The following is a 23,344-nucleotide window of genomic DNA, read 5'->3' as shown; positions in this document are numbered from 1 at the left end:
CTCTTTCAGACTCAAATTCAAATACGGATGGGGTCGGCCTTGGCCAGCGCGTCAAATCGCATCAGGCTTTCAATCAATTGCGGCATCTGGTCGAGATAGATCATGTTGGGCCCGTCGGAGGGGGCGTTGTCCGGGTCCTGGTGGGTTTCGATGAAGACGGCCGAGATGCCCAGCGACACCGCCGCGCGCGCCATCAGCGGGGCGAACTCGCGCTGCCCGCCGGAGGAGCCGCCCTGGCCGCCCGGCTGCTGCACCGAGTGGGTGGCATCCATCACCACCGGGTAGCCGCCTTGGGCCATCTGCGGCAGGCCGCGCATGTCGGTGACAAGTGTGTTGTAGCCAAACGAGGTGCCGCGCTCGGTCAGCAGGATTTTCTCGTTGCCGGTGCTTTCCACCTTGGCGACTACATTGGCCATGTCCCAGGGCGCGAGGAACTGGCCCTTCTTGATGTTCACGGCCTTGCCGGTGCGGCCCGCGGCCAGCAGCATGTCGGTCTGGCGGCACAGAAAGGCCGGGATCTGCAGGATGTCCACGGCCTCGGCCGCGACGGCGCATTGCGCCTCGGTGTGAACATCGGTCAGCACCGGGACGTCAAACTCGCGGCGCAGCCCGTCCAGAACCTTCAGCCCTTCATCGATGCCAAGGCCGCGCACGCCGGACAGCGAGGTGCGATTGGCCTTGTCGTAAGAGGCCTTGAAGACGAACTGCGCGCCGACCTTGTCACAGGCCTCTTTCAGTTTTTCCGCGATCATCCGGGCGTGATCGGCGGTTTCCAGTTGGCAGGGACCGGCAATGATGGTCAGCGGACAATCATTGCCAATGGTGAGTCCGGCGATGTCAATTTTCTTCATGGGTACCCGATGGTATTGGCCCGATGGCGTTAGGAGGAGACCTGTTCCCGCAAGATGGAAGCGGTCAGCGAACACATCAGGTAGATACCGGAAAAGATCAGAAATGCCAAAACGGTATTCTCGAACTTGCGCGGATAGGCGGGTTCCTGACTGGGAACCGGCTCCACCGCGGTGGTGAGGTAGCGAACCTGACGGTTGGCCTCGAGGCGCGTGGTCTCGACCTGCTGCAAGGCAGATTGCAGCATCAGATCGCGCGTGGCCAGATCGGCCTGTGCCATCTGGATCTGGATGCGCAGGTTGGCCAGGGAGTCTTCTCCCTCCGAGGCATTGACCATGCGGTTGTTCAGGCTTTCGATGACGGCTTCCAGTCGTCTGATGTCGGCCTCGGCACCGGAGACCTTGGCCCGGTTGGGACGGGGGTTGTCCTGCAGGGCGGCCAGTTCCAGCCGCTTTTCCTCAAGCTGGATTTCAAAGGTGCTGATCTGCTGGCGCAGGGAGGCAACCACACCCTCCGGGTCTAGGACAGAGCCCTGCTGCTGCAACCGTACGAGACGCTCCTGTGCGGCGCGGCGTTCCCGCTGGGCATCCTTCAAAGCGGCTTCGGCTTCCGACATCTGGTCGGCGCGTTTTTGCTGCGACAGGTTGTTCACCTTCTCCTGGGCATAGGAAATCAGCTTGCGCGAAAACTCCGCGGCCGCCTCCGGGTCCGCCGCCGAGACTTCCATCCTCACCACACCCTCGGTCGGGTCGTAGCCGATCCGAACGTTGCGGGTGTAGGTCTCATAGGCTTCCTCGTTGGTGGGGTTGCTTTCCAGGCGCTGGATCGGGTCCAGCCACTCCTGGGTGAAATGGGCCTTGAAGCCGGCCTCGCGGTCCAGCCGCAGCATGGCTTCCTTTGACATCAGGTAGCTCTGCACCGCGATCGAATCCTGGCTGGTGGCAAACTGGGTGCCCGACAGCAGCCCGCCCATGCCGCCTGCTGCGCTGTCGGCCTTGAGAACCAGGAACTCCGACTTGGAAGAATACATCGGTGTCGCCACCGCGTAGAAGTAATAGCCGGCGATCAGCGTCGGCAGCATGACGAAGAATGCCAGCCGGGTCAGCAGCAGCGCCAGGCGGCGGCGGCGGCGGCGGGCGATGTCGCGCTGGATCTCCTGGATTTCGCGGTTGCGCCGTTCCGCCGGGCTCAGCTCGGTCGAGGGCAGGGTGCTCTTGCCGGTCGGAACCGTCTGCGGCAGCTGGACAGATCCCGGAGCGATCGGGGTGCCTTCGGGCCGCGCCTTGTTCTGCGGCACCACCAGCTCCAGCATGTTGGCGCGTTTGAACGGATCGATGCCGCGTTCCCGCAACATCCGCACCGCTTCGAAATCCGAGGTTGGTGACAGGTTGTGCTTTTGCGCCATGCGGCGCGCCAGTCGCAGCTGACGGCCGGTCAGCCCTTCGTTGCGGATTGCCTCGATATCGGTTTCCATTCTGGTTTCGCGGGCGGAACTGACCATCCCCGAGCGTGCCGTGCCGGTGGGGGCGTGGTCTGCAGAAGACCGGGCGGCCGCGGGTCGCGCCGCCGCGGCGGCAGCCATTTGCGCTGCCTCCTGGGGCGTCGCCGGAGCTGGACTTGCCGCATGAGACTGCGCGGCACCGGAGGCACTGCCCTCGTCCGACCCAGCGCCGCTACGGCGGATGCGGAATTTTCTAGCTCTGGGTTTCGTAGTCATAGAGCTGCTTCGCTTCTTCCAAAGTGTCAAACATATGCAGTTGCCCCTGCAACAGGACCGCCGCAGAGCGGGCAAATTTCTCCAGCGTCTTGGCCTGGTGCGAGACGATGACGATGGTGGTGGTCTGCAACCGCTCCTGCAGGATTTCGCCGGCCTTGCGGTTGAACTCGACGTCGGTGGTGCTCGGCATGCCCTCGTCGATGAGGTAGATGTCGAAATCAAGCGCCAGCATCAGCGAAAAGCTGAACCGTGCCCGCATGCCCGCGGAATAGGTGCCAATCGGTTGGTCAAAATATTCTTTCAGCCCGCACAGCCAGCGGCAGTAGGCCTCGACGTAATCGGGGTCCAGCCCGTAAAGCTTGGCGATGTAGCGGCTGTTTTCCATGGCTGACAGGCGGCTGATCACCCCGCCCATGAACCCCAGCGGAAAAGAGATCTTGCAGCCGCGGCGGATTTCGCCCTCGTCGGGTTTTTCCAGCCCGGCCATCATGTTGATCAGCGTGGTCTTGCCGGTGCCATTCGGCGCGAGAACCCCCAGCGAGTTGCCCGGCTCGACGCGAAACGACACGCGATCAAGGATTACCTTGCGCTGGGTCCCCGTCCAGAAGGACTTGCTGACGTTTTCAAACTCTAGCATCGTTGCTTCCGGTGTTGCCCGTATGGCCCGCTGTCGGGCTCTCTTTGCCTCTCGCGTGACAGGCGTTTCGACCCGCCCGACGGCTCTTTCTTATCAAAAGAGTATTAATGGCCTACGTCGTGACTTGGGCTTTATTATGTCGAATTGTGACATGATTTATCAATAAGGCCTTAACCATTATGGCGCGGATGGGGCGCTGACGGCAAGGCGTCGGTGTTGCAAACGTACAGTCGCGGACGCGCCGCGATGGGGAGGGGGCCAGGGGAGCGCATGGTCGAGAACAGTCAGGACACCGAGACGCTGAAGGCGCAGATCCGCGATTGCCGCATTTGCGCGGCGCGGTTTGCCGCCACCGCCACCGCCCATGCGCCGCGCCCGGTGGTCTGGTTCCGCGGCCCCGCGCGCATTCTGGTGGCGGGGCAGGCGCCGGGGCTGCGGGTGCATCAGAGCGGGCGGCCATTCACCGATGCCTCCGGTGATCGCCTGCGCGACTGGGTGGGGCTGACGGAGGACGAATTTTACGACAGGGACCGGGTCGCGGTGGTGCCGATGGCGTTCTGCTTCCCGGGCTACGACGGCAACAAGGCCGATTTGCCACCCCCGGCGGTCTGTGGCCGGACCTGGCACCAGCAGGTCATGGCGCAGCTGCCGGGGGTGCGTTTGCGGGTGCTCGTCGGCGGGCATGCGCAGCGCTATCATCTGGGCACCAGGGCCTCGGTCACCGAGGTGGTGCGCAGCTGGCGGGATCACGCGCCACACGTCTTTCCCTTGCCGCATCCCTCCTGGCGTAATACCGGGTGGCTGAAGAAGAACCCCTGGTTCGAGGCGGAGCTGCTGCCGGTTCTGCGCGCCCGAGTGAAGGAGCTGATGAGATGACTGACGAAACCCCGCAGGAGCTGACACCGTTGGATCAGGCCCATGCGGCCATGGAGGCCAGACCTGAGGAGGATGCCGCCCGGCTGCGGTTCTACGAGCGGCTGGCCGATGCGGAGCTGTTTCTCATGCTGACAGAGGAGGCCGTGGGCGAGCGGATTTCCCCGGCGTTGTTCGAAACGCCCGAAGGCAGCTTTGTGCTGGTGTTCGACCGCGAGGAGCGGCTGGCGCAGTTTGCAGGCCAACCGGTGCCCTATGCCGCGTTGTCCGGGCGGGTCGTGGCGCAGATGCTGGCCGGGCAGGGGATCGGTCTCGGCGTGAACCTGGAAGTGGCTCCGTCCTCCATCTTGATCCCCGCCGAGGCGGTGGGCTGGCTGCATCAGACCCTGGGCCACGCGCCGGAGGAGCTGGAGGGCGATGTCTCCGAATTCACGCCGCCCAAGGGATTGCCGGAGGCGCTTCTGACGGCGCTGGATGCCAAGCTGGCGACCGCCGGTGGCCTGGCTGCCGCGGCCTATCTGGTCGGGGTGCGCTATGCGGATGGCGGCATGGGGCATCTTTTGGGTTTTGTCGGCGCGCGGGAGGCGGCACAGCCATCGCTGGCCAAGGCAGCAGGGGAGGCACTGACTTTCTCGGGCATTGAGGCCGGCGCCATGGATGTCGCTTTCTTCGAGGCAGACAGCCCGGTGGCGGCGAGCTTGGCGCGGGTGGGGCTGAAGTTCGACCTGCCTCAGCCGGAAGAACCCAAGATCTACCAGCCGGAAATTCCCGGCAGCAACCCGGACAAACCGCCCCGCCTGGTGTGAGCGGTCCCACCGCGGCGCGCTCCCGCCTGCTCCAGCCCATTTTTGGAATGGGCCTCACAGTTGGGCGTGGCGCTGTGCTGGCGCACAGCGCGGCTCCCGCCCTCAAGTAGGTGTGCAGGCGCCACGGCGAGCGGCTTTGATCTATCGTTCCATCGAGGCGTGTCACGACGGGGGGGGCAAGTGCCGCCCGTGCGCGCAGCGTCTAGCCCTGGAATGTAGATGGGCGTCCGGGGATACCCGAACGCCCACTGGCGCGGGCTGCCGCGCCGGTTGTGCTTTGGATGCGCGGCTTATTCCGCGGCTTCCAGCTTGTCTTGAGTACGCGTTTCAAAGTCGCTGGCGTCGTGGCGCTCATGCAGCTGCATTTCGAGATCGCCAAAGGCGCGGTTGACCATCCGGCCGCGCTGGACCGCCGGGCGGGCGTCGATCTCTTTGGCCCAACGGACCACGTTCTTGTAACTTTCGACGTCCAGGAACTCTGCCGCATCGTACAGGCGTCCGAGAACCAGCTGCCCGTACCAGGGCCAGATTGCCATGTCGGCGATGGTATAGTCGTCCCCGGCAATATACGGACGCTCGGCCAGTTGCCGGTCCAAGACGTCCAGCTGCCGCTTGGTCTCCATCGCGAAACGGTCAATCGGATACTGGAATTTCTCGGGGGCGTAGGCATAGAAATGGCCAAAACCGCCGCCCAGATAGGGCGCGCTGCCCATTTGCCAGAACAGCCAGTTCAGCGTTTCGATGCGTGCGGGGCCATCCTTGGGCAGAAACTCCCCGAATTTCTCGGCCAGATGCACCAGGATCGACCCGCTTTCGAACACCCGCACCGGGGTCTCTCCGCTGCGGTCCATCAGGGCCGGGATCTTGGAGTTCGGGTTGATCTCCACAAAACCTGAGCCGAACTGGTCGCCATCTCCGATACGGATCAGCCAGGCATCGTATTCCGCCCCGGCGTGGCCCTTGGCCAGCAACTCCTCCAGCATGACGGTGACCTTGACGCCATTCGGGGTTGCCAGAGAATAGAGTTGCAGCGGGTGTTCGCCAACTGGCAGTTCCTTGTCATGGGTGGCACCGGCGATGGGGCGGTTGGTGGAGGCAAACTGGCCGCCGTTCTCCTGTTCCCATTTCCAGACCTTGGGCGGGGTGTAGGCTGTGTCGCTCATCTGTCGTGTCCCTGCGTGACTGTTTCGTGATCGCGGAGCTTCGCCGCATGGCGGCAAGTGGCTTGCACACAGATAAGCAGAGCACGCAAATATTCCAATGACTGGAAGGTCGGTCGCACGGAAATTTTACAGCGCGCTCACGAAGTCTCGTCCCCGGACACAGGGGCGTGAGGGGGCCTTCGCATCTGCCGGGTGCCGTGTAATCTGCGTCTGTGAGGCATCCGCCGTCACCGATGAAAGGGATATTCCGATGAAGCGTTTTCTTTTTGCTGCCGCGACGGCGCTCAGCCTTGCCATGGCCGCGCCGGGGATTGCCGGTGAACAATATGTTGATAGCACCGGCTATGCGGTGTCCGGCTATGACGTGGTCGCCTACCGCAGTCTTGCAGCGCAGCCGGTGGGCACGCCGCAAACCGGGGCGGTGCCGGGCAAGGCCTCGATCACGGTTGAATACAACGGTGCGACCTGGGCCTTTGCCAGCGAAGAAAACCGTGACAAATTCCTTGAAGACCCGGCCTACTACGCGCCGCAGTATGATGGTCACTGTGCCTACGGCGTGTCCAAGGGCGGCAAGGTGCCGGGCAACCCGAACCTGTGGCGCATCGTTGACGACAAGCTGTATCTCAACATCACCGATGTGGTCGTCGGTTTCTGGGAAGAGGACATCCCGGGCCACATCACGCTCGCCGAAGGCAACTGGCCCAAGATTGAGCCGGATGCGGCCTCGGATCGGGTGATCCCGAAATTCACCTCCGTGGCGCCCGAAGGCAGCTGAGCGCGCGCCGCGCTGCGCCGGAGCGGCCAGAACGGCAACCAGCCCGGCAAGCGGTGCCTCAGGATGGAATAAAAACGCCCCGCGCCAGAATTGGCACGGGGCGCAGGCATTTCAGGCGGGCAGCCGTGGTTCAGCGGCGGCGATCGCGGCGGGAGGACATCGGCTGGAAGGCCACGCCAACATGCGCCTCGCAATAGGGTTTGCCCTGTTGGGCGGGCAGGCCGCAAAACCAGAAATCTTCGGTCGCGGGGTCGCCCACGGGCCATTTGCAGGTGCGCTCGGTCAGTTCCATCAGGCCCAGCTTCTTGGCCTTCTTTTCGACCTCGTTTACCTTGGCCAGCGCCTCGGGGCTGATTTCATTGGCCGAGGGCTGCGGCGGCAGCGGCTGCCCGGCCGGGATGATCTGGCGGCGGGCCGGGGTCACGGGCTTGGCCTCCGAGGCGGCGGGTTGGGCCGCGGCGGGACGTGCCGGTTCGGTCTTCGGCTGCGGCTTGGGTTTCGGGGCCGCGGCCGGTTTCGGTGCCGCTGCAGCCGGTGCCGCTGCTGGTTTTTCCTTGGGTTCTGCCGCCTTGGTGCCACCGCTGTTGCGGTTGGACAGGCCGAGTCGGTGCACCTTGCCGATCACGGCATTGCGGGTCACACCGCCGAGTTCCTTGGCGATCTGGCTCGCCGACTGGCCTTCGCCCCACATTTTCTTGAGCAGTTCGACGCGCTCGTCTGTCCAGGACATATGTTGCCTTTCAAGCTAATAGCGGCCCCAGTGTTCTGCGGCCGCCATCCTATTCCGGTGATCGCCCCATTTTAATCACTGTGGGCGGAGTTACAAGGCACCTTGCGCCTCATGACGCAGCCGTTATGCAGGCAATGCAACAAAATCGGGGGCAGCATGGCAGATCAGGGCTATCAGGTCGAATTGGGCGCGCGCCGCTTCGGGCGCATCAACTGGCTGGGATTGCAGGCGCTTGCCTGGCGCGAGGTCAAGCGATTCCTGGTGGTCTGGACTCAGACCCTGCTGGCGCCCCTGATGACGGCGGCGCTGTTTCTGATGATCTTCAACATCGCCATCGGGCCGAAACGCGGCGATGTGATGGGGGTGCCGTTCCTGACCTTCCTTGCGCCGGGCATCATGATGATGACGGTGATCCAGAACGCCTTCGCCAATACCTCATCCTCGATCGTGATTTCCAAGGTGCAGGGCAATATCGTCGACACGCTGATGCCGCCCCTGTCGGGGCTGGAGATCCTGCTGGGCTACCTGGCGGGCGCGGTGGCGCGCGGTATCATGGTGGCGCTGGCCATCGGACTGGGGCTGATGGCGGTGCTGCAGATCGTACCCGCGCATCCCTTGGTGGCGCTGGTCTTCGTGGTGCTCGGCGCGGCCTTCCTCGGCGGGCTTGGCATCGTCGCGGGCGTCTTTGCTGACAAGTTCGACCAGATGGCGGCGATCACCAACTTCATCGTGACCCCCTTGGCCTTCCTGTCCGGCACCTTCTATTCGGTCGAGGCGCTGCCGCCGGTGCTGCGCGCCATCTCGCATCTGAACCCGGTGTTCTACCTGATCGACGGTGTGCGTTTCGGGGTGATCGGCACCTCTGACAGCTCGCCATGGCTGGGGCTGGCGGTTTGCAGCGGCGCCACCTTTGCAGTGTGCCTGCTGGCCTGGTCGATGCTGCGCACGGGCTACCGGCTGAAGCCCTGAACCCAGCCGGGCAGGGCGTCGATCAGACCGAGGCGGGCGGTGGCCCTGCCGGCCGCGGTCTTGTCTCCCGCCAGGCCAGCACGGCGGCGCCGACAAGGATGATGGCGGCCCCCAGCACCGTGACCCAGTCCGGCACCACGCCAAAGACGGCAAAGTCATAGACGGCGGCAAACACCAGCGTGGCATAGCTGAATGGCGCGACAAAGGACGCATCCGCCCGCGCCATGCCGTTGATGAAACAGGCCTGCGCGCAGGCCATCACCAGCCCCAGCGCCGCCAGCGCCGCCCATTGCGCCGCGCTGGGCATCTGCCAGACGGGCAGCACCGCGCAGCTGGCGATCAGTAGCCCCAGCAGGTTGTTGACCCACAGCACCTGCAGCGGCCCCTCGCGACCCGACAGCTTCTTGATGAAGATCAGCTCCAGTCCCATCACCGCCGCCGCGCCCAGCGCCAAGAGCGCCGCGGGCTGAAACCCGGCCGGAGTGGGGCGCAGCAGGATCAACGCTCCCGCCATGGCGATCGCCGCCGCGCCCCAGCGCCAGGGGCCGACACGCTCCCCCAGCAGCGGGATCGCCAGCAGCATGGCAAAGACCGGGTTCAGAAAGCTGATCGCGGTGGCCTCCGCCAGCGGGATATGCGCGACGGAGGCAAACAGCAGCGTGATCCCCGCCCAGCCACAGGAGGTGCGCCCGATATGAAACCCCCAGTGCGGCCGGTGAAAGCGCGGCCGCAGCGTCAGCACCGCCGCCGAAATGCCGAAAAAGGCAAACATGAACCGCCCCTGGCTGATCTGCATCGGGTGCAGCGGCGCCCCCAGAGCATCCGTCCCCAGCGCCTTGGCAAGGAGCGTGGTGGCGGCAATGAATGTGGTCGCTGCCACGATCAGGCTGGCGGCGAGGGCGGGGTTCTGTGAGGGGGCACTGTGCATGGCGTAGCGGTGCGCCAACCGGGGGCGCGTTTCAAGGGGAAAGGATGTGGCACAGGCCCAATTGTGCCGCCGGAACTTGCTGGTCGGTCGGCGTCAATGGCGGCGCGTCCGCTCCCATTGCCAGGTTTCCGATCCAGGCAAAGCCAACAGGGGCGAGAGCAGGGATGGCGGATTGTCCGCACGAGCATCCGAAAAGGGTTTTCTTTTGCCGAATCCTCCGTTATGGAACCTGCCTATGATCAAACGCGCATATATCACCATCTCGCGACGCCGACGCCGCCTGGCGTGACCGGCCCTTTGATCCGTTGTGCCCGACCCGTGGCACATTCCCCAATTGAAACCAGTGTTCCACCGTTGACCCAAGGCCAAGCTTACGTCACAGCTTTGGCTTCTATCTTTGAAAAGGATGATCCCGATGATCCCGTCCGTTCTGCCAACCTATAACCGCGCGCCGCTTGAATTCGTCGAAGGCGCAGGCGCCTGGCTGACCACGGCCGACGGGCGACGCTTTCTGGACCTGGGCTCCGGCATTGCGGTGAACGCGCTGGGGCATGCCCATCCGGCGCTGGTCGAGGCGCTGACGAGCCAGGCGCAGAAGCTGTGGCATGTCTCCAACCTCTACCACATCCCGCAGCAGCAGGCGCTGGCGGACAAGCTGGTGGAGCACAGCTTCGCCGACACCGTGTTCTTCACCAACTCCGGCACCGAATCTTGTGAGCTGGCGGTGAAGATGGCGCGCAAGTATTTCCATGACAAAGGCCAGCCGGAGCGGGTGGAGATCATCACCTTCGACGGCTCCTTCCACGGCCGCTCCTCCGCCGGCATTGCCGCAGCAGGCTCGGAGAAGATGACCAAGGGCTTCGGCCCGCTGCTGCCGGGGTTCAAGCATCTGATGTTCGGCGATCTGGACGGCGTGACCAATGCCATCACCGAACAGACCGCCGCCATCCTGATCGAACCAGTGCAGGGTGAGGGCGGCATCCGCGCGGTGCCGGATGCCGAGCTGAAGGCGCTGCGCGCGATCTGCGATGAACACGGCCTGCTCTTGATCCTGGACGAGGTTCAATGCGGCGTCGGGCGCACCGGCAAGCTGTTTGCCCATGAATGGGCGGGCATCACCCCGGACATCATGATGGTGGCCAAGGGCATTGGCGGGGGCTTCCCGCTGGGCGCGGTGCTGGCCACCGAAGAGGCCGCCAGCGGCATGACCGCGGGCACCCATGGCTCCACCTATGGCGGCAACCCCTTGGGCTGCGCGGTGGGCTGCGCGGTGATGGACCACGTGGCGGACGCGGCCTTCCTCGCCGAGGTGAACCGCAAGGCGGGCCTTTTGCGGCAAAAGCTGGAGGGGCTGGTCGCCGATCACCCCGAGGTGTTCGAGGAGGTGCGCGGCGCGGGTCTGATGCTGGGGCTCAAGTGCAAGGCGGCAAACCTCGACGTGGTGAAAGCAGGCTACGAGCATGAGCTGATCACCGTCCCGGCTGCGGACAACGTGATCCGCCTGCTGCCGCCGCTGACCCTGACGGACGACGACATCGCCGAAGCCCACCGCCGTCTGGACGCGGTGGCGACAAGCCTGAGCGCGGGCAACCCCTGACCTTCACCTTTGCATAAATACTCCCGGGGGTCCGGGGGCAGGCGCCCCCGGCCTTCGCCAGAACAAAGCGATACCGACATGAATCATTTTCTCGACATCCACAAAACCGACCCGGCCGACCTGCGCAGGATCATCGATCAGGCCAGCGCCACCAAGCAGGCGCGTCAGGGGCGCCCCAAGGCCGCGCTCGACGACGAGCTGCCGCTGAAGGACCGGATGGTGGCGCTGATCTTCGAAAAACCCTCGACCCGGACCCGCGTATCCTTTGACGTCGGCGTGCGCCAGATGGGCGGCCAGACCATGGTGCTGTCGGGCAAGGACATGCAGCTGGGCCACGGCGAAACCATCGCCGACACCGCCCGCGTGCTGTCACGCTATGTCGACATGATCATGATCCGCACCTTCGACGAGACCGTGTTGACCGAGATGGCGGAATACGCCGATGTGCCGGTGATCAACGGCCTCACCGACCGCACCCACCCCTGCCAGATCATGGCCGATATCCTCACCTACGAGGAGCACCGCGGTCCGATCAAGGGCAAGAAGGTGGTCTGGTGCGGGGACGGCAACAACGTCTGCGCCTCCTTCCTGCACGCCGCGGGCCAGTTCGGCTTCGACCTCACCTTTACCGGCCCGGCGCAGCTGGACCCGGAGGAGGAGTTCATAGGCCTCGCCCGCAAGGCCGGCTCCAAGGTGGTGATCGAACGCGATGCCGCCAAGGCGGTCGAGGGCGCCGACCTGGTGGTCGCGGATACCTGGGTGTCGATGCATGACAGCCAGTCCTCCAAGGAACGCCGCCACAACATGCTGCGTCCCTATCAGGTGAACGATGCACTGATGGCGCACGCCAAGCCGGATGCGCTGTTTATGCATTGCCTGCCCGCGCACCGCGAAGAAGAAGTGACCTCCGCCGTCATGGACGGCCCGCAGTCGGTGATCTTCGACGAGGCCGAGAACCGCCTGCACGCGCAAAAGGCGATCATGCGCTGGTGCCTCGAGGGCTGAGCCGATTGCCCGGTTTTTCGGCACCGCGGTGCTGAGGCCGTATTGACGACATGTTTGCGCTGGCTTCGGTGGCGCGGATCTGCAACCCTCGCGGCGAATGCCTCCGCGAGGGTTTTTTGATGTATGAAAACACGGCGCTGCTGATTGTCGACATGCAGCAGGAGATGGCCAATGTGGCGGCGGCTGGTCGGCCGCAGGCCAATCCGCAGGCGGAACAGCGGGTGGCGGAACTGGCGGCGGGGTTTCGCGCCGCGGGGCTGCCGGTGGTGCATGTGCTGCACGACGATCCCCGGTCCGAGAGCAAGTTCCGCCGCGATCTGCCCAGCGGCCAGCCCCTTCCTTGCGCCATCCCTGCGGAAGGGGAGGCGGTGTTCTGGAAAACCGGCTCCTCCGGCTTTGTCGGCACCGGGCTGGCGGCGCATCTGCAGGCGGGTGGCGTCACCCGGCTGGTGATTGTCGGCGGGGTTGCTGCCTTCTGCGTCAACTCCACGGCGCGGTCTGCCGCCAACCTCGGCTTCGAGATCGAGGTCGTCGAGGACGCGCTGGTGGCGTTTGCCCTGCCTGCGCGCAAGGGCGGCGACCTAGATGCCGAAGTGGTGCTGGAGGTGACCCTGTCGGCGCTGCAGGCCGGCTTCGGCACCGTGCTGCCAGCGGCGGAGGTACTGGAGAGGCTGCCCGCTGCCTGATCACTCCTGCAGCCAGCGGTGCACCGCCTCCTTGGCGGCACGGCAGGTCTCTGTAAGCGGCGCGCCCAGGGCCAGATGGCAGGCAATCGCGGTGGCCAGGCTGCAGCCGGTGCCACGCTTCGAGACGCCCAGCCGGGGTTTTTCAAAGGCAACAGTGCTGCCATCGGCGCAGTAAAGCACATCGGTGCTGAGAGCGCCGCGGCCGTGGCCGCCCTTGACCAGCACCGCCTGCACACCCTGCGCCAGCAAGGCTGCCGCCTGCCGGGCCGGGTCACCACTGCAGCCAGACAGCGCTGCCAGCTCATCCAGGTTGGGGGTCACCACCGCAACCCGGCGCAGCAGCGCGCCAAAACCGCCCGCCGCCATCAACGTCCCGCCAGAGGTGGCCTTCAGCACCGGGTCCAGCACGATGGGCAGATCGTCGGGCAGGGCGTTGGTCACCGCATCTGCCACCGCGGCGGAGCCGAGCATGCCGATCTTCACCGCGCCGGGCGGGGCGGGCGTGGCCAGCGCGGCAGCGATCTGATCTGCCACGGCCTCGGCGGTGCAGGGGTGGACGGCCAGTACCGCCGCATCCGTCTGCACGGTGACGGCGGTGACGGCGGGGCGCAGGGTGACGCCAAGGGCGGCCGCCATCGCCGCATCGCGGCTCAGTCCCGCGCCGCCGCTGCTGTCGGTGCCGCCGATGGCCAGGATTGCGCTCATGCGGGGCTGTCTCCGGCGGCGAGCAGGGCAAGGCTGCGGTGGCCCGCCTGTTGCAAGGTCGCGGCGGCCCCCCAGGCGCGCAGCCCGCTGCGGCAGCACAGCACGATGCGGCGCCCGCGCGGCAGGTCGGCTGCGGCCAGATCCGCGGGCGCGATGCGCTGCGCCTGCGGCACCGCCATCCGCGGCGCTTCCTCCTCGGGGCGCAGCTCCACCACCACATCCTGCGGCGTGATCTGGCTGGTGGCGACGAAGGGCAGGGCAGCCTCGGGTTCCTCCGCGCCGTCAAAGCGGAAGCTGCTGACATGCAGGTCCTCCAACCGGAAACTGAACAGCTGGCCGCAGGGGCTGGGCTGATGGCCCAGCAGCACCTTCAGCGCCAACTGCGCCTGCAGGGCGCCGATCATGCCCACGGCAGGCCCCATGACGCCCGCCGTAGCGCAGGTGGCGGCGCGGGCGGGCAGGTCGGGAAAGACCGCGCGCAGGGATGGCGCACCGCCACAAAACCCGCCGGCATAGCCGGACTGCCCCAGTGCCGAGGCCGAAATCAGCGGCTTGCCCGCTGCGCGGCAGCTGTCCGACAGAATGTAGGAGACCGCGAAACTGTCCGCCGCATCGACCACCAGGTCCGCAGCCTGCACCAATGCGGCGGCGTTGGCGGCGTCCAGCGGCTGCGCCAGTGCGGTGACCTCAAGCGCCGGGTTGGCGGACAGCAGCCGCGCCTGCGCGGCTTCCGCCTTTGGTCGGCCAATGTCCTGCATGGCATACAGAACCTGCCGGTGGAGGTTGCTTTCCTCCACCACGTCGCCATCCACGATGGTGAGGCGCCCGACCCCGGCGCCGCCCAGATACTGCAGCACCGGGCAGCCCAGTCCGCCAGCCCCCACCACCAGCACATGGGCGCGCGCCAGCCGCGCCTGGCCGTCGGCGCCGACCTCCGGCAGGATCATCTGGCGGGCATAGCGGCTCATGCGCGGCAGGCCTCGGCCCATTCCCGGGTGCGCGCCTCCGGGTCGGCGGCCCGCTGGATGTCGGTCACCACCGCCGCGCTGTCGGCACCGGCGGCGAAGACGCCGGGCAGGCGCTCGGGCGTCAGGCCGCCGATCGCCACCAGAGGCGTTTTGCCCGCCATCTGTTTCCAGCGGGTCACCCGCTCCAGCCCCTGCGGCCCCCATTTCATCTTCTTCAGCAGTGTCGGATAGACCGGCCCCAGCGCCACATAGGCCGGATCATGGGAGAGCGCGCGCTCCAGCTCCGTCTCGTCATGGGTGGAGAGGCCAAAGCGCACGCCGCGGCGGCGCAGGGCGGCGAAATCCGCGGTCTCCATGTCCTCCTGGCCAAGGTGGACAAAGTTGCAATTCAGATCCAACGCCGCCTGCCAGTAGTCGTTCACCACCAGTTGGGCGTCATGGACCGCGCAGAAGTCGCGGGCGCGGGCGATCTGGCGGCGCACCTCCGGTTCGGGTTGGTCCTTGATGCGCAGCTGCACCAGCCTCGCGCCCTGCGGCACCAAGAGCTCCAGCCGACCGACATGGCCGACGATCAGGTAGAAACGCTCCATCATGCGGTCTCCGTCATGTTGAGTTCGGCCAGTCCCAGAACCGGCGTCGAGGGCACCGCCATGTCGCGCCGCTCCATCGGGTCGGCAAGGTATCCGGCACGGCCCGCGTCAACAGCCAGCGCCATGGCCCGGGCCATCGCGGCAGGATCGCCGGCCTTGGCCACGGCGGTGTTCAACAGCACCGCATCCATGCCCAGCTCCATCGCCTGCGTCGCATCCGACGGGCGCCCGATGCCGGCGTCGACGATCAGCGGTACGCCTGCGAAATGCGCCCGCATCGCCCGCAGGCCGTCCGGGTTGCGCAAGCCTTGACCCGAGCCGATTGGCGCCCCCCAGGGCATCAACAACTCGCAGCCCGCCTCCAGCAGCCGTTCGCCCACCACCAGATCCTCGGTGGTGTAGGGAAAGACCTTGAAGCCATCGGCGCAGAGAATGCGCGCGGCTTCGACCAGGCCGAAGACATCCGGCTGCAGGGTGTCGGCATGGCCGATCACCTCCAGTTTGATCCAGTCCGTGTCGAACAGCTCCCGCGCCATATGGGCGGTGGTCACCGCCTCCTGCACCGTGTGGCAGCCGGCGGTGTTGGGCAGGATGCGGCAGCCAGTGTCGCGCAACCCGTCCCAGAAACCCGCGCCGGAGCCCTCGGCGGTTTCGCGGCGCAGCGACACGGTGATGATGCCGGTGCCGCTGGATTTCACCGCCTCTGCCAGCACGGCCGGAGAGGGATATTGCGCGGTGCCCAGCAGCAGCCGCGAGGCGACGTCGGTTCCATAAAGTCTCATGATCTCAGCCTCCCTGCATCGGGGCGAGCACTTCCAGCCGGTCGCCGTCGGCCAGCGTCACCTCGGCGCGCTTGGGGCGGGCGACAAAGCTGCCGTTCACCGCGGTCGCGACGGCCGAGGCGGCAAAGCCCAGCTCGTCCAGCACGGACTGCAGGTCGGTTGCCGCGACTTCATGCGGTTTGGCATTCACGATGATCTTCATCAGATGTCTCCGGTAACAATCGGTCCGCGGCCTGCTGCGCCATGGCAGGGGCCAGCAGGAACCCGTGGCGATAGAGGCCATTAAGGTACAGCGTGCCGTCCTGTTCGGTCAGCCGCGGCAGGTTGTCGGCAAAGGCCGGGCGCAGCCCCGCGCCGGTCTCGACCACGCTGGCTTCGCCGAGGCCGGGATGCAGCGTGTAGGCGGCGTTCAGCAGCTCCGCGAGCGAGCGCAGGGTGACGGGGCGGACAGAGCTGCTCTCGATCATGGTGGCCCCGATCATGAACAGCCCCTCGTCGCGCGGCACCAGGTACAGCGGCATTCGCGGGTGCAGCAGCCGCAGGGTGCGGCGGATCTCCACCTGCGGGCAATGCAGGATCGCCATCTCGCCGCGCACCGGACGCAGGCCGGGCAGCGGGGCTGCCATGCCGGTGCAGTCCAGCGTGACGCGGGCGGGGGCCGGGCCGCCACAGCGGATCTCCACCCCCAGTGCCCGCACCTTGTCCACAAGGTCGCGCAGGGCGCGCCGCGGGTCCAGATGCGCCTCCTGCTCGAACAGCAGCCCTTGGGCAAACCGCCCGGCAAGGGCCGGCTCCAGCTCCGCAATCGCGGCCCCGGCCACGGCCCGGTGGTTGCTGGTGCGGCGGGCAAAGCGGGTCAGCTCTGCCCGGTCGCGGGATGGTGCCACCACCAGCGTACCGCGCCGGTGGACGGTCGTGACCTTTTCCCACCAGTCGACGGCGCGGCTGCCGAGGGTGATGACCTCCTCCTCGGCGCTTTCGCGCTCACACCAGGGGGCCAGCATGCCGCCCGCATAGCGCGCGACGCTGCTGTCGCCCGGGGTGTCCCCCCGTTCATACAGGGTGACCGCCGCGCCGCGCTGCGCCAGCTCATAGGCGCAGGCGAGGCCGGCAAGGCCCGCGCCTGCGATGGTGATCATTCCGCCGGTTCCGTCTTGGCCGCCGCCGCTTCGGCTGCAGGCACATAAAGCTCGCCGCCCTCGCGGAATTTGGCGGCCATTGCCTCCATCCCCTCTTTCTGCGCTTCGGCGCGGATGTCGTGGCTGATCCGCATCGAGCAGAACTTGGGCCCGCACATGGAGCAGAAATGCGCCACTTTGTGGGCTTCCTTGGGCAGGGTCTGGTCGTGGAACTCGCGCGCAGTGTCCGGGTCCAGCGAGAGGTTGAACTGATCCTCCCAGCGGAATTCGAATCGGGCACGGGACAGCGCATCGTCGCGGCGCTGCGCCCCCGGCAAGCCCTTGGCCAGATCGGCAGCATGGGCCGCGATCTTGTAGGTGATGACGCCGGTCTTCACGTCGTCGCGGTCCGGCAGGCCCAAGTGCTCCTTGGGCGTCACATAACACAGCATCGCGCAGCCGAACCAGCCGATCATCGCCGCCCCGATACCCGAGGTGATGTGGTCGTAGCCCGGCGCGATGTCGGTGGTCAGCGGGCCAAGCGTGTAGAAGGGCGCCTCGTGGCAGCACTCCAGCTGCTTGTCCATGTTCTCCTTGATCTTGTGCATGGCGACATGGCCCGGCCCTTCGATCATCACCTGGCAGTCCTTGGCCCAGGCGATCTTGGTCAGCTCGCCCAGGGTCTCCAGCTCGGCAAACTGCGCCTCGTCATTGGCGTCCGCAATCGAGCCGGGGCGCAGCCCGTCGCCCAGCGAGAAGCTCACATCATACTGGCGGCAGATGTCGCAGATTTCCTCGAAATGTTCATAAAGGAAGCTCTCCTTGTGGTGATGCAGGCACCACTTCGCCATGATCGAGCCGCCGCGGGAGACGATGCCCGTGACCCGGTTCACCGTCATCGGCACCATGTGCAGACGCACGCCCGCGTGGATGGTGAAGTAGTCGACGCCCTGTTCCGCCTGCTCGATCAGCGTGTCGCGGAACACCTCCCAGGTCAGGTCCTCGGCGATGCCGTTGACCTTCTCCAGCGCCTGGTAGATCGGCACGGTGCCGATCGGAACCGGCGAGTTGCGGATGATCCATTCGCGGGTGTTGTGGATGTTGCGGCCCGTCGACAGGTCCATCACCGTGTCGGCCCCCCAGCGGATCGCCCAGACCAGCTTGTCCACTTCCTCTTCCATCGAGGAGGTGACGGCAGAAGTGCCCATGTTGGCGTTGATCTTCACCAGGAAGTTGCGGCCGATGATCATCGGCTCGATTTCCGGGTGGTTGATGTTGGCGGGGATGATGGCGCGGCCGGCGGCGATTTCCTGGCGTACGAACTCCGGGGTCACGTAGTCGGGGATGTTGGCGCCGAAGTCATTGCCGTCGCGCTTGCCGTGGCAGGGCGACAGCTCGCGCAGCTGGTTTTCGCGGATTGCGACGAACTCCATCTCCGGCGTGATGATGCCCGCACGGGCATAGGCCAGCTGGGTCGGTGCGGCACCGTTTTTGCCGCGCAGGGGGGTGGGTTTCACGGGGAACTCCGGCACCAGCCGGTCGCCTTCGACGAACCCGTTGTCCTCCGGCTTCACGTCACGGCCCTGGTATTCTTCGACGTCGCCGCGGTCGAGGATCCACTGGCGGCGCAGCTGCGGCAGGCCCTGGCGGATGTCGGTCAGCACGTTCGGGTCGGTATAGGGGCCGGAGCTGTCATAGACCGGCAGCGGATCCTCGCCTGCGGTGGGGTGGACGGATATTTCGCGCATGGGCACGCGGATGTCCTTGTGGACCTCGCCGTTCACGTAGATCTTGCGCGAAGCGGGCAGGGCGCCCGTGGTGATCTTGGGGTTTGGGACGTTCATTTTGGTGCTCCTCGAAGCCGAGACTCGGAAAAGACACCAGATGAGGTTTGGCTGGGAAACAGAGGGTGTACCGGCCCCCTTGTTCAGTCATCGCGCGGCATGCGGGGCTGTACGATCCCCGGTGGCCAAGCGTGCCTAGCTTCCTACGCCAGTATCAACTGGGTCAGGTTCAAAGGGTCGCTTCACCGGCCCGGCTGATGCCGTTCCTGTCCACCTCTCAGTCCCCTTGGCGGGACTCCCCTGCGTGGCTTTAGGGTTAGGGAGCAGCGCCCGTGGCGTCAACATGAATTTTTGTAGATTATTTTTATATAGCAGTAATAGGTTGTTAGTTGGGATTTTCGGTCCGCCTCGTGGCAAATCGCTGCGCCGCCGCTTTGGCGCTTGATCGGGGGCGGCAAAGTTATCTATAAAATTTCGCAACGCCATCCGCGCATGGCAGGGACATGAGCACAGGAGACAGCATGCTGGACGCTGCACCCATCCGGACCGACTGGACCCGCGAAGAAGCGGAAGAGATCTACAACAAGCCCTTCATGGACCTGCTGTTCCATGCGCACAGCGTCCACCGGCAGTATTTCGACCCCAACCAGGTCCAGAAATCCAAGCTCCTGAGCATCAAGACCGGCGGCTGCGCCGAGGATTGCGCCTATTGCTCGCAGTCCGCCCGCAACGGCGCGCAGCTCTCGGCCTCCAAGCTGATCGAGGTGCAGCGGGTGATCGCGGAGGCAAAGAAAGCCAAGGAAGGCGGCGCGACCCGTTACTGCATGGGCGCCGCCTGGCGCTCGCCCAAGGACCGCGACATGGCCGCGCTTGAGGCGATGGTGAAGGGCGTCAAGGAACTGGGCATGGAAACCTGCATGACCCTGGGCATGCTGGACGAGGAGCAGGTGTTCCGCCTGCGCGATGCCGGGCTGGATTACTACAACCACAACATCGACACCTCCGAGCGCTACTACAAGGAAATCATCACCACGCGCACCTTTGCGGACCGGATCGACACCCTGAACAAGGTGCGCGAAGCGGGCATCAAGGTGTGTTCGGGCGGCATTGTCGGCATGGGCGAGCAGCAGATGGACCGCATCGACATGATGCTGGCGCTGGCCACGCTGGAGCAGCACCCGGATTCGGTGCCGGTCAACATGCTGATCCCGATCGCCGACACGCCGCTGGCGAATGTCGAGAAGCTGGACCCGATCGAATTCGTCCGCTCGGTGGCGCTGGCCCGCATCCTGATGCCCAAGTCCCACGTGCGCCTGTCCGCAGGCCGCACCGACATGTCGGACGAGATGCAGGCGATGTGCTTCTTTGCCGGCGCCAACTCGATCTTCGTGGGGGATACGCTGCTGACCGCCGACAACCCCGAGGAAGACAAGGACCAGCAGCTGTTCGACCGTCTGGGCATCACCGCGATGGCCGTGGGCTGCGACGGCAGCCGCTGATGGCGGGCGCCTTTCCACGGCATGAAAAATCGCTGGAAGCGCTGCGCAACCGCGGGCGCTACCGGCAGTTGATGCCGCGGGAGGGGCATGATTTTGCCTCCAACGATTATCTGGGGCTGGCGGGCAGCGAGGTGCTGCGTGCCGCCGCATCGGACGCGCTGGCGCGCGGCGTGCCGGTGGGGGCGGGTGGTTCCCGCCTCTTGCGCGGCAACGACGCCGAGCATCAGCGGCTGGAGGCGGAGGCGGCCGCGTTCTTTGGCACCGAGGCGGCGCTGTTCATGGGCGGCGGCTTCAACGCCAACCAGGCGATCTTCTCCGCTCTGCCGCAGCAGGGCGATCTGGTGCTCTATGACGCGCTGATCCACGCCAGCACCCATGACGGCATGCGGCTGGGCCGCGCCGAGACTCGCAGCTTTGCCCACGGTGACACAGACGATGCAGCACGGGTGCTGCGCGACTGGCGTGCGTCGGGCGGCGCGGGGCAGGTCTGGATCGCAGTCGAGGCCGTCTATTCCATGGATGGCGATCTCGCCCCGCTGGACGCGCTGATGGAGCTGGCGGATGCGACCGGTGCGGTGCTGGTGGTCGACGAGGCCCATTCCACCGGCGTCTTCGGCGACATGGGCCGCGGTCTGGCCCATGAGATCGCGCACCGCCCGAACGTTCTGTCCTTGCACACCTGCGGCAAGGCGCTGGGCGCCTCCGGCGCGCTGATCTGCGGCCAGCGGGTGCTGATCGAGACCCTCATCAACAAGGCGCGCGGCTTCATCTATGCGACGGCTCCGTCACCGCTGAACGCCGCCCTCGTGCGCGCCGCCCTGCAGGAACTGCGCCAGAACCCGACCCGCCGGGAGCAGGCCTGGGCCGGGATCACCCACGCCCAAAGCGAGGCCAAACGCCTGTGCGGGCTGGACGGTTTTGCCAGCCAGATCCTGCCGGTGGTGATCGGCGACGACAAGCGCACCATGGCGCTGGCCGCGGCGATGCAGGGTCACGGCTATGACATCCGCGGCATCCGCCCGCCCACGGTGCCCCGCGGCACCGCGCGGCTGCGGCTGTCGATCACCTTGAATACCGGGGCAGGGGTCATCACCTCGATGTTCGAAACCCTTGCCCGCGAACTGGAGGCACGCTCATGACGCCCAGAAACACGCTGATCGTGACCGGCACCGACACCGGCATCGGCAAGACCATCTTCTCGGCCGGGCTGGTGCAGGCGCTGGAGGCCACCTACTGGAAACCGGTGCAATCGGGGCTGGAGGACGAGACCGACAGCCAGATCGTCTCTCGCCTGTCCGGCCGCCCGGCGCTGCCCGAGGGCTATCTTCTGCAGCTTCCGGCCTCGCCGCATCTGTCGGCAGAGGCCGAGGGGGCGGAAATCGACACCGGGACGCTGCAGCTGCCGGACACCGACGGTGTGCTGGTGGCCGAGGGGGCGGGCGGCCTCATGGTGCCGCTGAACCGGCGTGAGCTCTATCTGGATCTGATCGCGCGCTGGGGCGCGCCGGTGATCCTGTGTGCACGCACCCAGCTCGGCACCATCAACCACACGCTTTTGTCGCTGAAGGCGCTGCGCGATGCGGGCTGCGAGGTGGTGGGCGTTGCCTTCATCGGCAACCCGGAGCCGGAGGTCGAGGAAACCATCTGCCAGTTCGGCAAGGCGGCGCATCTGGGGCGGCTGCCCTTTGTCGAAGCCCTGCGCAGCGCGCCGGGGCTGGGCAGTGATGCGGGCGGCCCCGGTGCTGCGCGCACCGATGAATGCTCCGCGGCGCTGGCGCAGGCCTTTGCCGAGAACATCCACCTCGACCTGATCCGCGAGGCGCTGGCGTCGGAGGAGGACCCGGCATGAGCGCTTCTGACCTCACCCAGCTGCAATTTGACCAGCAGCACCTGTGGCACCCCTATACCAACGTCACCAAACCCGGCCCCACCTTCGTGGTGAAGGAGGCCGAGGGCGTGCATATCACGCTGGAGGACGGCACCCGGCTGATCGACGCCATGTCGTCCTGGTGGTGCATGATGCACGGTCACAGGAACCCGGCGATCACATCGGCCATTCACGACCAGCTCGACACCCTGCCGCATGTAATGTTCGGCGGGCTGACCCATGATCCGGCAATCGACCTCGGCCGCAAACTTCTGGCGATCACGCCGGACAGCCTGACCCGCATTTTCTACTGCGACTCGGGCTCGGTTTCGGTCGAGGTGGCGATGAAGATGGCGGTGCAGTACCAGCACGCCATCGGCCAGCCGCAGCGGCAGGAGTTCGCAACCATCCGCTCCGGCTATCATGGCGACACCTGGAAGGCGATGAGCGTCTGCGACCCCGACACCGGCATGCACCACCTGTTTCAGGGCGCGCTGAGCGTGCAGCATTTCGTCCCCCGCCCGCCGGTCAGGCTGGACCGGGACTGGATCGACGATCCGGCGCAGAACGGCTTGGGGGAACTGCGCGCCGTGCTGGAGGCCAATGCCGACAGGATCGCCGCCTTCATCCTGGAGCCCGTCGTGCAGGGCACCGGCGGGATGTATTTCTACCACCCGGAATACCTCAATCAGGCCCGCGCGCTATGCGATGAGCTGGGCATCTTGTTGATCTTCGACGAGATCGCCACCGGCTTTGGCCGCACGGGGGAGCTGTTTGCAACCGGCTTCTGCAGCGTCGAGCCCGACATCATCTGTCTTGGCAAGGGGCTGACCGGCGGCCATATCTCCTTTGCCTGCACCATGACCAACGACCGCGTGGCGACAGGCATCGGTGGCGGCAATCCGGGCCTGTTCATGCACGGGCCGACCTATATGGGCAACCCGCTGGCCTGCGCTGCGGCCAAGGCCTCGCTGGATCTCCTGACCGGGCAGGACTGGCGCGGGCGGGTGGCGGCGATTGCCGAGCAGCTGCGGGCCGAGCTCGCCCCGGCCCGTGACCTGCCCAATGTCGCGGACGTGCGGGTGCTGGGAGCCATCGGCGTGATCGAGATGAAGCACCGCGTGTCGGCGGACGAGGCCCACGCGCGGGCGCACGAGATGGGGGTCTTCCTGCGCCCCTTCGGTCACAACATCTATACCATGCCGCCCTTCATCACGACGCCTGACCAGCTCAGCGAGATCACCGCAGGCATGCTGCGGCTGGCGCGGGAGCTGTAGGCCGTGGATTTCCGCTGGC

Annotated in this window: 24 protein-coding genes and 1 riboswitch; of the genes, 11 read left to right on the top strand and 13 right to left on the bottom strand. The window is 66.0% G+C overall.

What is annotated here, in order from left to right; all coding sequences use genetic code 11:
* Positions 1 to 17: 17 nt before the first annotated feature.
* From kdsA to ACZ52D_RS03315, 3 genes are read right to left on the bottom strand one after another with little or no spacing between them, the layout of a single operon-like run.
* Positions 18 to 851, bottom strand: a complete 834-nt coding sequence (kdsA, locus tag ACZ52D_RS03325; RefSeq protein ID WP_417474166.1) for a 3-deoxy-8-phosphooctulonate synthase — start codon at positions 849 to 851, stop codon at positions 18 to 20.
* Between the two features lie 29 nt (positions 852 to 880).
* Positions 881 to 2,566, bottom strand: a complete 1,686-nt coding sequence (locus ACZ52D_RS03320; RefSeq protein ID WP_464442541.1) for a KpsE/RkpR family capsule polysaccharide export protein — start codon at positions 2,564 to 2,566, stop codon at positions 881 to 883.
* Positions 2,544 to 3,203 carry an ABC transporter ATP-binding protein gene (locus ACZ52D_RS03315; protein ID WP_222455246.1) on the bottom strand — a complete coding sequence of 220 codons (660 nt, stop codon included), beginning with the start codon at positions 3,201 to 3,203 and terminating at the stop codon, positions 2,544 to 2,546. The genes ACZ52D_RS03320 and ACZ52D_RS03315 overlap by 23 nt, the downstream gene beginning before the upstream one ends.
* Positions 3,204 to 3,473: 270 nt before the next feature.
* Between ACZ52D_RS03315 and ACZ52D_RS03310 the strand changes: the two genes are divergently transcribed.
* Together ACZ52D_RS03310 and ACZ52D_RS03305 are read left to right on the top strand one after the other, a co-directional pair.
* A complete protein-coding gene (locus tag ACZ52D_RS03310) occupies positions 3,474 to 4,079 on the top strand; it encodes a uracil-DNA glycosylase family protein (RefSeq protein ID WP_464442540.1) in 606 nt (201 codons plus the stop codon).
* Positions 4,076 to 4,882, top strand: coding sequence for an SseB family protein (locus ACZ52D_RS03305; protein ID WP_464442539.1), 807 nt, complete (start codon positions 4,076 to 4,078; stop codon positions 4,880 to 4,882). The genes ACZ52D_RS03310 and ACZ52D_RS03305 overlap by 4 nt, the downstream gene beginning before the upstream one ends.
* 290 nt (positions 4,883 to 5,172) lie before the next feature.
* Here ACZ52D_RS03305 and yghU read toward each other — a convergent pair whose 3' ends face one another.
* Positions 5,173 to 6,045: a glutathione-dependent disulfide-bond oxidoreductase gene (gene yghU, locus ACZ52D_RS03300; RefSeq protein ID WP_464442538.1), complete on the bottom strand. Its 873-nt coding sequence runs from the start codon at positions 6,043 to 6,045 to the stop codon at positions 5,173 to 5,175.
* Between the two features lie 250 nt (positions 6,046 to 6,295).
* On the opposite strand from yghU, the gene ACZ52D_RS03295 reads away from it, so the two are divergent.
* Positions 6,296 to 6,820, top strand: coding sequence for a YHS domain-containing (seleno)protein (locus ACZ52D_RS03295; protein ID WP_464442537.1), 525 nt, complete (start codon positions 6,296 to 6,298; stop codon positions 6,818 to 6,820).
* Positions 6,821 to 6,950: 130 nt separating this feature from the next.
* Here the strand turns inward: ACZ52D_RS03295 and ACZ52D_RS03290 are convergent, their stop codons facing one another.
* A complete protein-coding gene (locus ACZ52D_RS03290; protein WP_222455241.1) occupies positions 6,951 to 7,550 on the bottom strand; it encodes a GcrA family cell cycle regulator in 600 nt (199 codons plus the stop codon).
* 156 nt (positions 7,551 to 7,706) lie between these two features.
* Between ACZ52D_RS03290 and ACZ52D_RS03285 the strand changes: the two genes are divergently transcribed.
* Positions 7,707 to 8,519 (top strand): ABC transporter permease, encoded by an 813-nt coding sequence (locus ACZ52D_RS03285; protein ID WP_222455240.1) that lies wholly within the window; start codon positions 7,707 to 7,709, stop codon positions 8,517 to 8,519.
* Between the two features lie 22 nt (positions 8,520 to 8,541).
* Here the strand turns inward: ACZ52D_RS03285 and ACZ52D_RS03280 are convergent, their stop codons facing one another.
* Entirely contained in the window at positions 8,542 to 9,447 is a 906-nt protein-coding gene (locus tag ACZ52D_RS03280; protein WP_464442536.1) for a DMT family transporter, read from the bottom strand.
* 415 nt (positions 9,448 to 9,862) lie between these two features.
* On the opposite strand from ACZ52D_RS03280, the gene ACZ52D_RS03275 reads away from it, so the two are divergent.
* The 3 genes from ACZ52D_RS03275 to ACZ52D_RS03265 all read left to right on the top strand — a co-directional run bounded on the left by ACZ52D_RS03275 (position 9,863) and on the right by ACZ52D_RS03265 (position 12,735).
* The gene (locus ACZ52D_RS03275; RefSeq protein WP_464442535.1) at positions 9,863 to 11,044 is read left to right on the top strand and encodes an acetylornithine transaminase; all 1,182 of its coding nucleotides are present in this window, start codon (positions 9,863 to 9,865) and stop codon (positions 11,042 to 11,044) included.
* A 78-nt stretch (positions 11,045 to 11,122) separates the two neighbouring features.
* Positions 11,123 to 12,049: an ornithine carbamoyltransferase gene (argF, locus tag ACZ52D_RS03270; protein WP_464442534.1), complete on the top strand. Its 927-nt coding sequence runs from the start codon at positions 11,123 to 11,125 to the stop codon at positions 12,047 to 12,049.
* A gap of 119 nt (positions 12,050 to 12,168) precedes the next feature.
* Positions 12,169 to 12,735, top strand: coding sequence for an isochorismatase family protein (locus ACZ52D_RS03265; protein WP_222455235.1), 567 nt, complete (start codon positions 12,169 to 12,171; stop codon positions 12,733 to 12,735).
* Here ACZ52D_RS03265 and ACZ52D_RS03260 read toward each other — a convergent pair whose 3' ends face one another.
* The 7 genes from ACZ52D_RS03260 to thiC are packed head-to-tail and all read right to left on the bottom strand — an operon-like array spanning position 12,736 to position 18,742.
* On the bottom strand, positions 12,736 to 13,440 hold the full coding sequence (locus ACZ52D_RS03260) for a hydroxymethylpyrimidine/phosphomethylpyrimidine kinase (protein WP_464442533.1): 705 nt from the start codon (positions 13,438 to 13,440) through the stop codon (positions 12,736 to 12,738).
* Positions 13,437 to 14,408, bottom strand: coding sequence for a ThiF family adenylyltransferase (locus ACZ52D_RS03255; RefSeq protein ID WP_464442532.1), 972 nt, complete (start codon positions 14,406 to 14,408; stop codon positions 13,437 to 13,439). The genes ACZ52D_RS03260 and ACZ52D_RS03255 overlap by 4 nt, the downstream gene beginning before the upstream one ends.
* Positions 14,405 to 14,998, bottom strand: coding sequence for a thiamine phosphate synthase (locus tag ACZ52D_RS03250; RefSeq protein WP_464443109.1), 594 nt, complete (start codon positions 14,996 to 14,998; stop codon positions 14,405 to 14,407). The genes ACZ52D_RS03255 and ACZ52D_RS03250 overlap by 4 nt, the downstream gene beginning before the upstream one ends.
* Complete coding sequence (locus tag ACZ52D_RS03245) at positions 14,998 to 15,780, bottom strand: thiazole synthase (protein ID WP_417474149.1); 783 nt, start codon at positions 15,778 to 15,780, stop codon at positions 14,998 to 15,000. Before ACZ52D_RS03245 ends, ACZ52D_RS03250 begins: the two co-directional genes overlap by 1 nt.
* A 4-nt stretch (positions 15,781 to 15,784) precedes the next feature.
* A complete protein-coding gene (gene thiS, locus ACZ52D_RS03240) occupies positions 15,785 to 15,982 on the bottom strand; it encodes a sulfur carrier protein ThiS (protein ID WP_222455230.1) in 198 nt (65 codons plus the stop codon).
* Positions 15,951 to 16,919 (bottom strand): FAD-dependent oxidoreductase, encoded by a 969-nt coding sequence (locus tag ACZ52D_RS03235; protein WP_464442531.1) that lies wholly within the window; start codon positions 16,917 to 16,919, stop codon positions 15,951 to 15,953. Before ACZ52D_RS03235 ends, thiS begins: the two co-directional genes overlap by 32 nt.
* On the bottom strand, positions 16,916 to 18,742 hold the full coding sequence (thiC, locus tag ACZ52D_RS03230) for a phosphomethylpyrimidine synthase ThiC (protein WP_222455228.1): 1,827 nt from the start codon (positions 18,740 to 18,742) through the stop codon (positions 16,916 to 16,918). The genes ACZ52D_RS03235 and thiC overlap by 4 nt, the downstream gene beginning before the upstream one ends.
* A 123-nt stretch (positions 18,743 to 18,865) precedes the next feature.
* Positions 18,866 to 18,994: riboswitch (TPP riboswitch) on the bottom strand.
* A gap of 209 nt (positions 18,995 to 19,203) precedes the next feature.
* Here thiC and bioB point away from each other — a divergent pair.
* The 4 genes from bioB to bioA are packed head-to-tail and all read left to right on the top strand — an operon-like array spanning position 19,204 to position 23,325.
* Positions 19,204 to 20,181 carry a biotin synthase BioB gene (gene bioB, locus ACZ52D_RS03225; RefSeq protein WP_369926916.1) on the top strand — a complete coding sequence of 326 codons (978 nt, stop codon included), beginning with the start codon at positions 19,204 to 19,206 and terminating at the stop codon, positions 20,179 to 20,181.
* Positions 20,181 to 21,320, top strand: coding sequence for an 8-amino-7-oxononanoate synthase (locus ACZ52D_RS03220; RefSeq protein ID WP_464442530.1), 1,140 nt, complete (start codon positions 20,181 to 20,183; stop codon positions 21,318 to 21,320). The genes bioB and ACZ52D_RS03220 overlap by 1 nt, the downstream gene beginning before the upstream one ends.
* Positions 21,317 to 22,030, top strand: coding sequence for a dethiobiotin synthase (gene bioD / locus ACZ52D_RS03215; RefSeq protein WP_222455225.1), 714 nt, complete (start codon positions 21,317 to 21,319; stop codon positions 22,028 to 22,030). The genes ACZ52D_RS03220 and bioD overlap by 4 nt, the downstream gene beginning before the upstream one ends.
* Positions 22,027 to 23,325, top strand: coding sequence for an adenosylmethionine--8-amino-7-oxononanoate transaminase (gene bioA, locus ACZ52D_RS03210; RefSeq protein WP_464442529.1), 1,299 nt, complete (start codon positions 22,027 to 22,029; stop codon positions 23,323 to 23,325). The genes bioD and bioA overlap by 4 nt, the downstream gene beginning before the upstream one ends.
* Positions 23,326 to 23,344 lie beyond the last annotated feature (19 nt).

The organism is Leisingera sp. S2M4, assembly GCF_055398055.1.
Note: the sequence above shows the minus strand (reverse complement) of the source record. Positions and strands in the feature narration are given on the sequence as shown.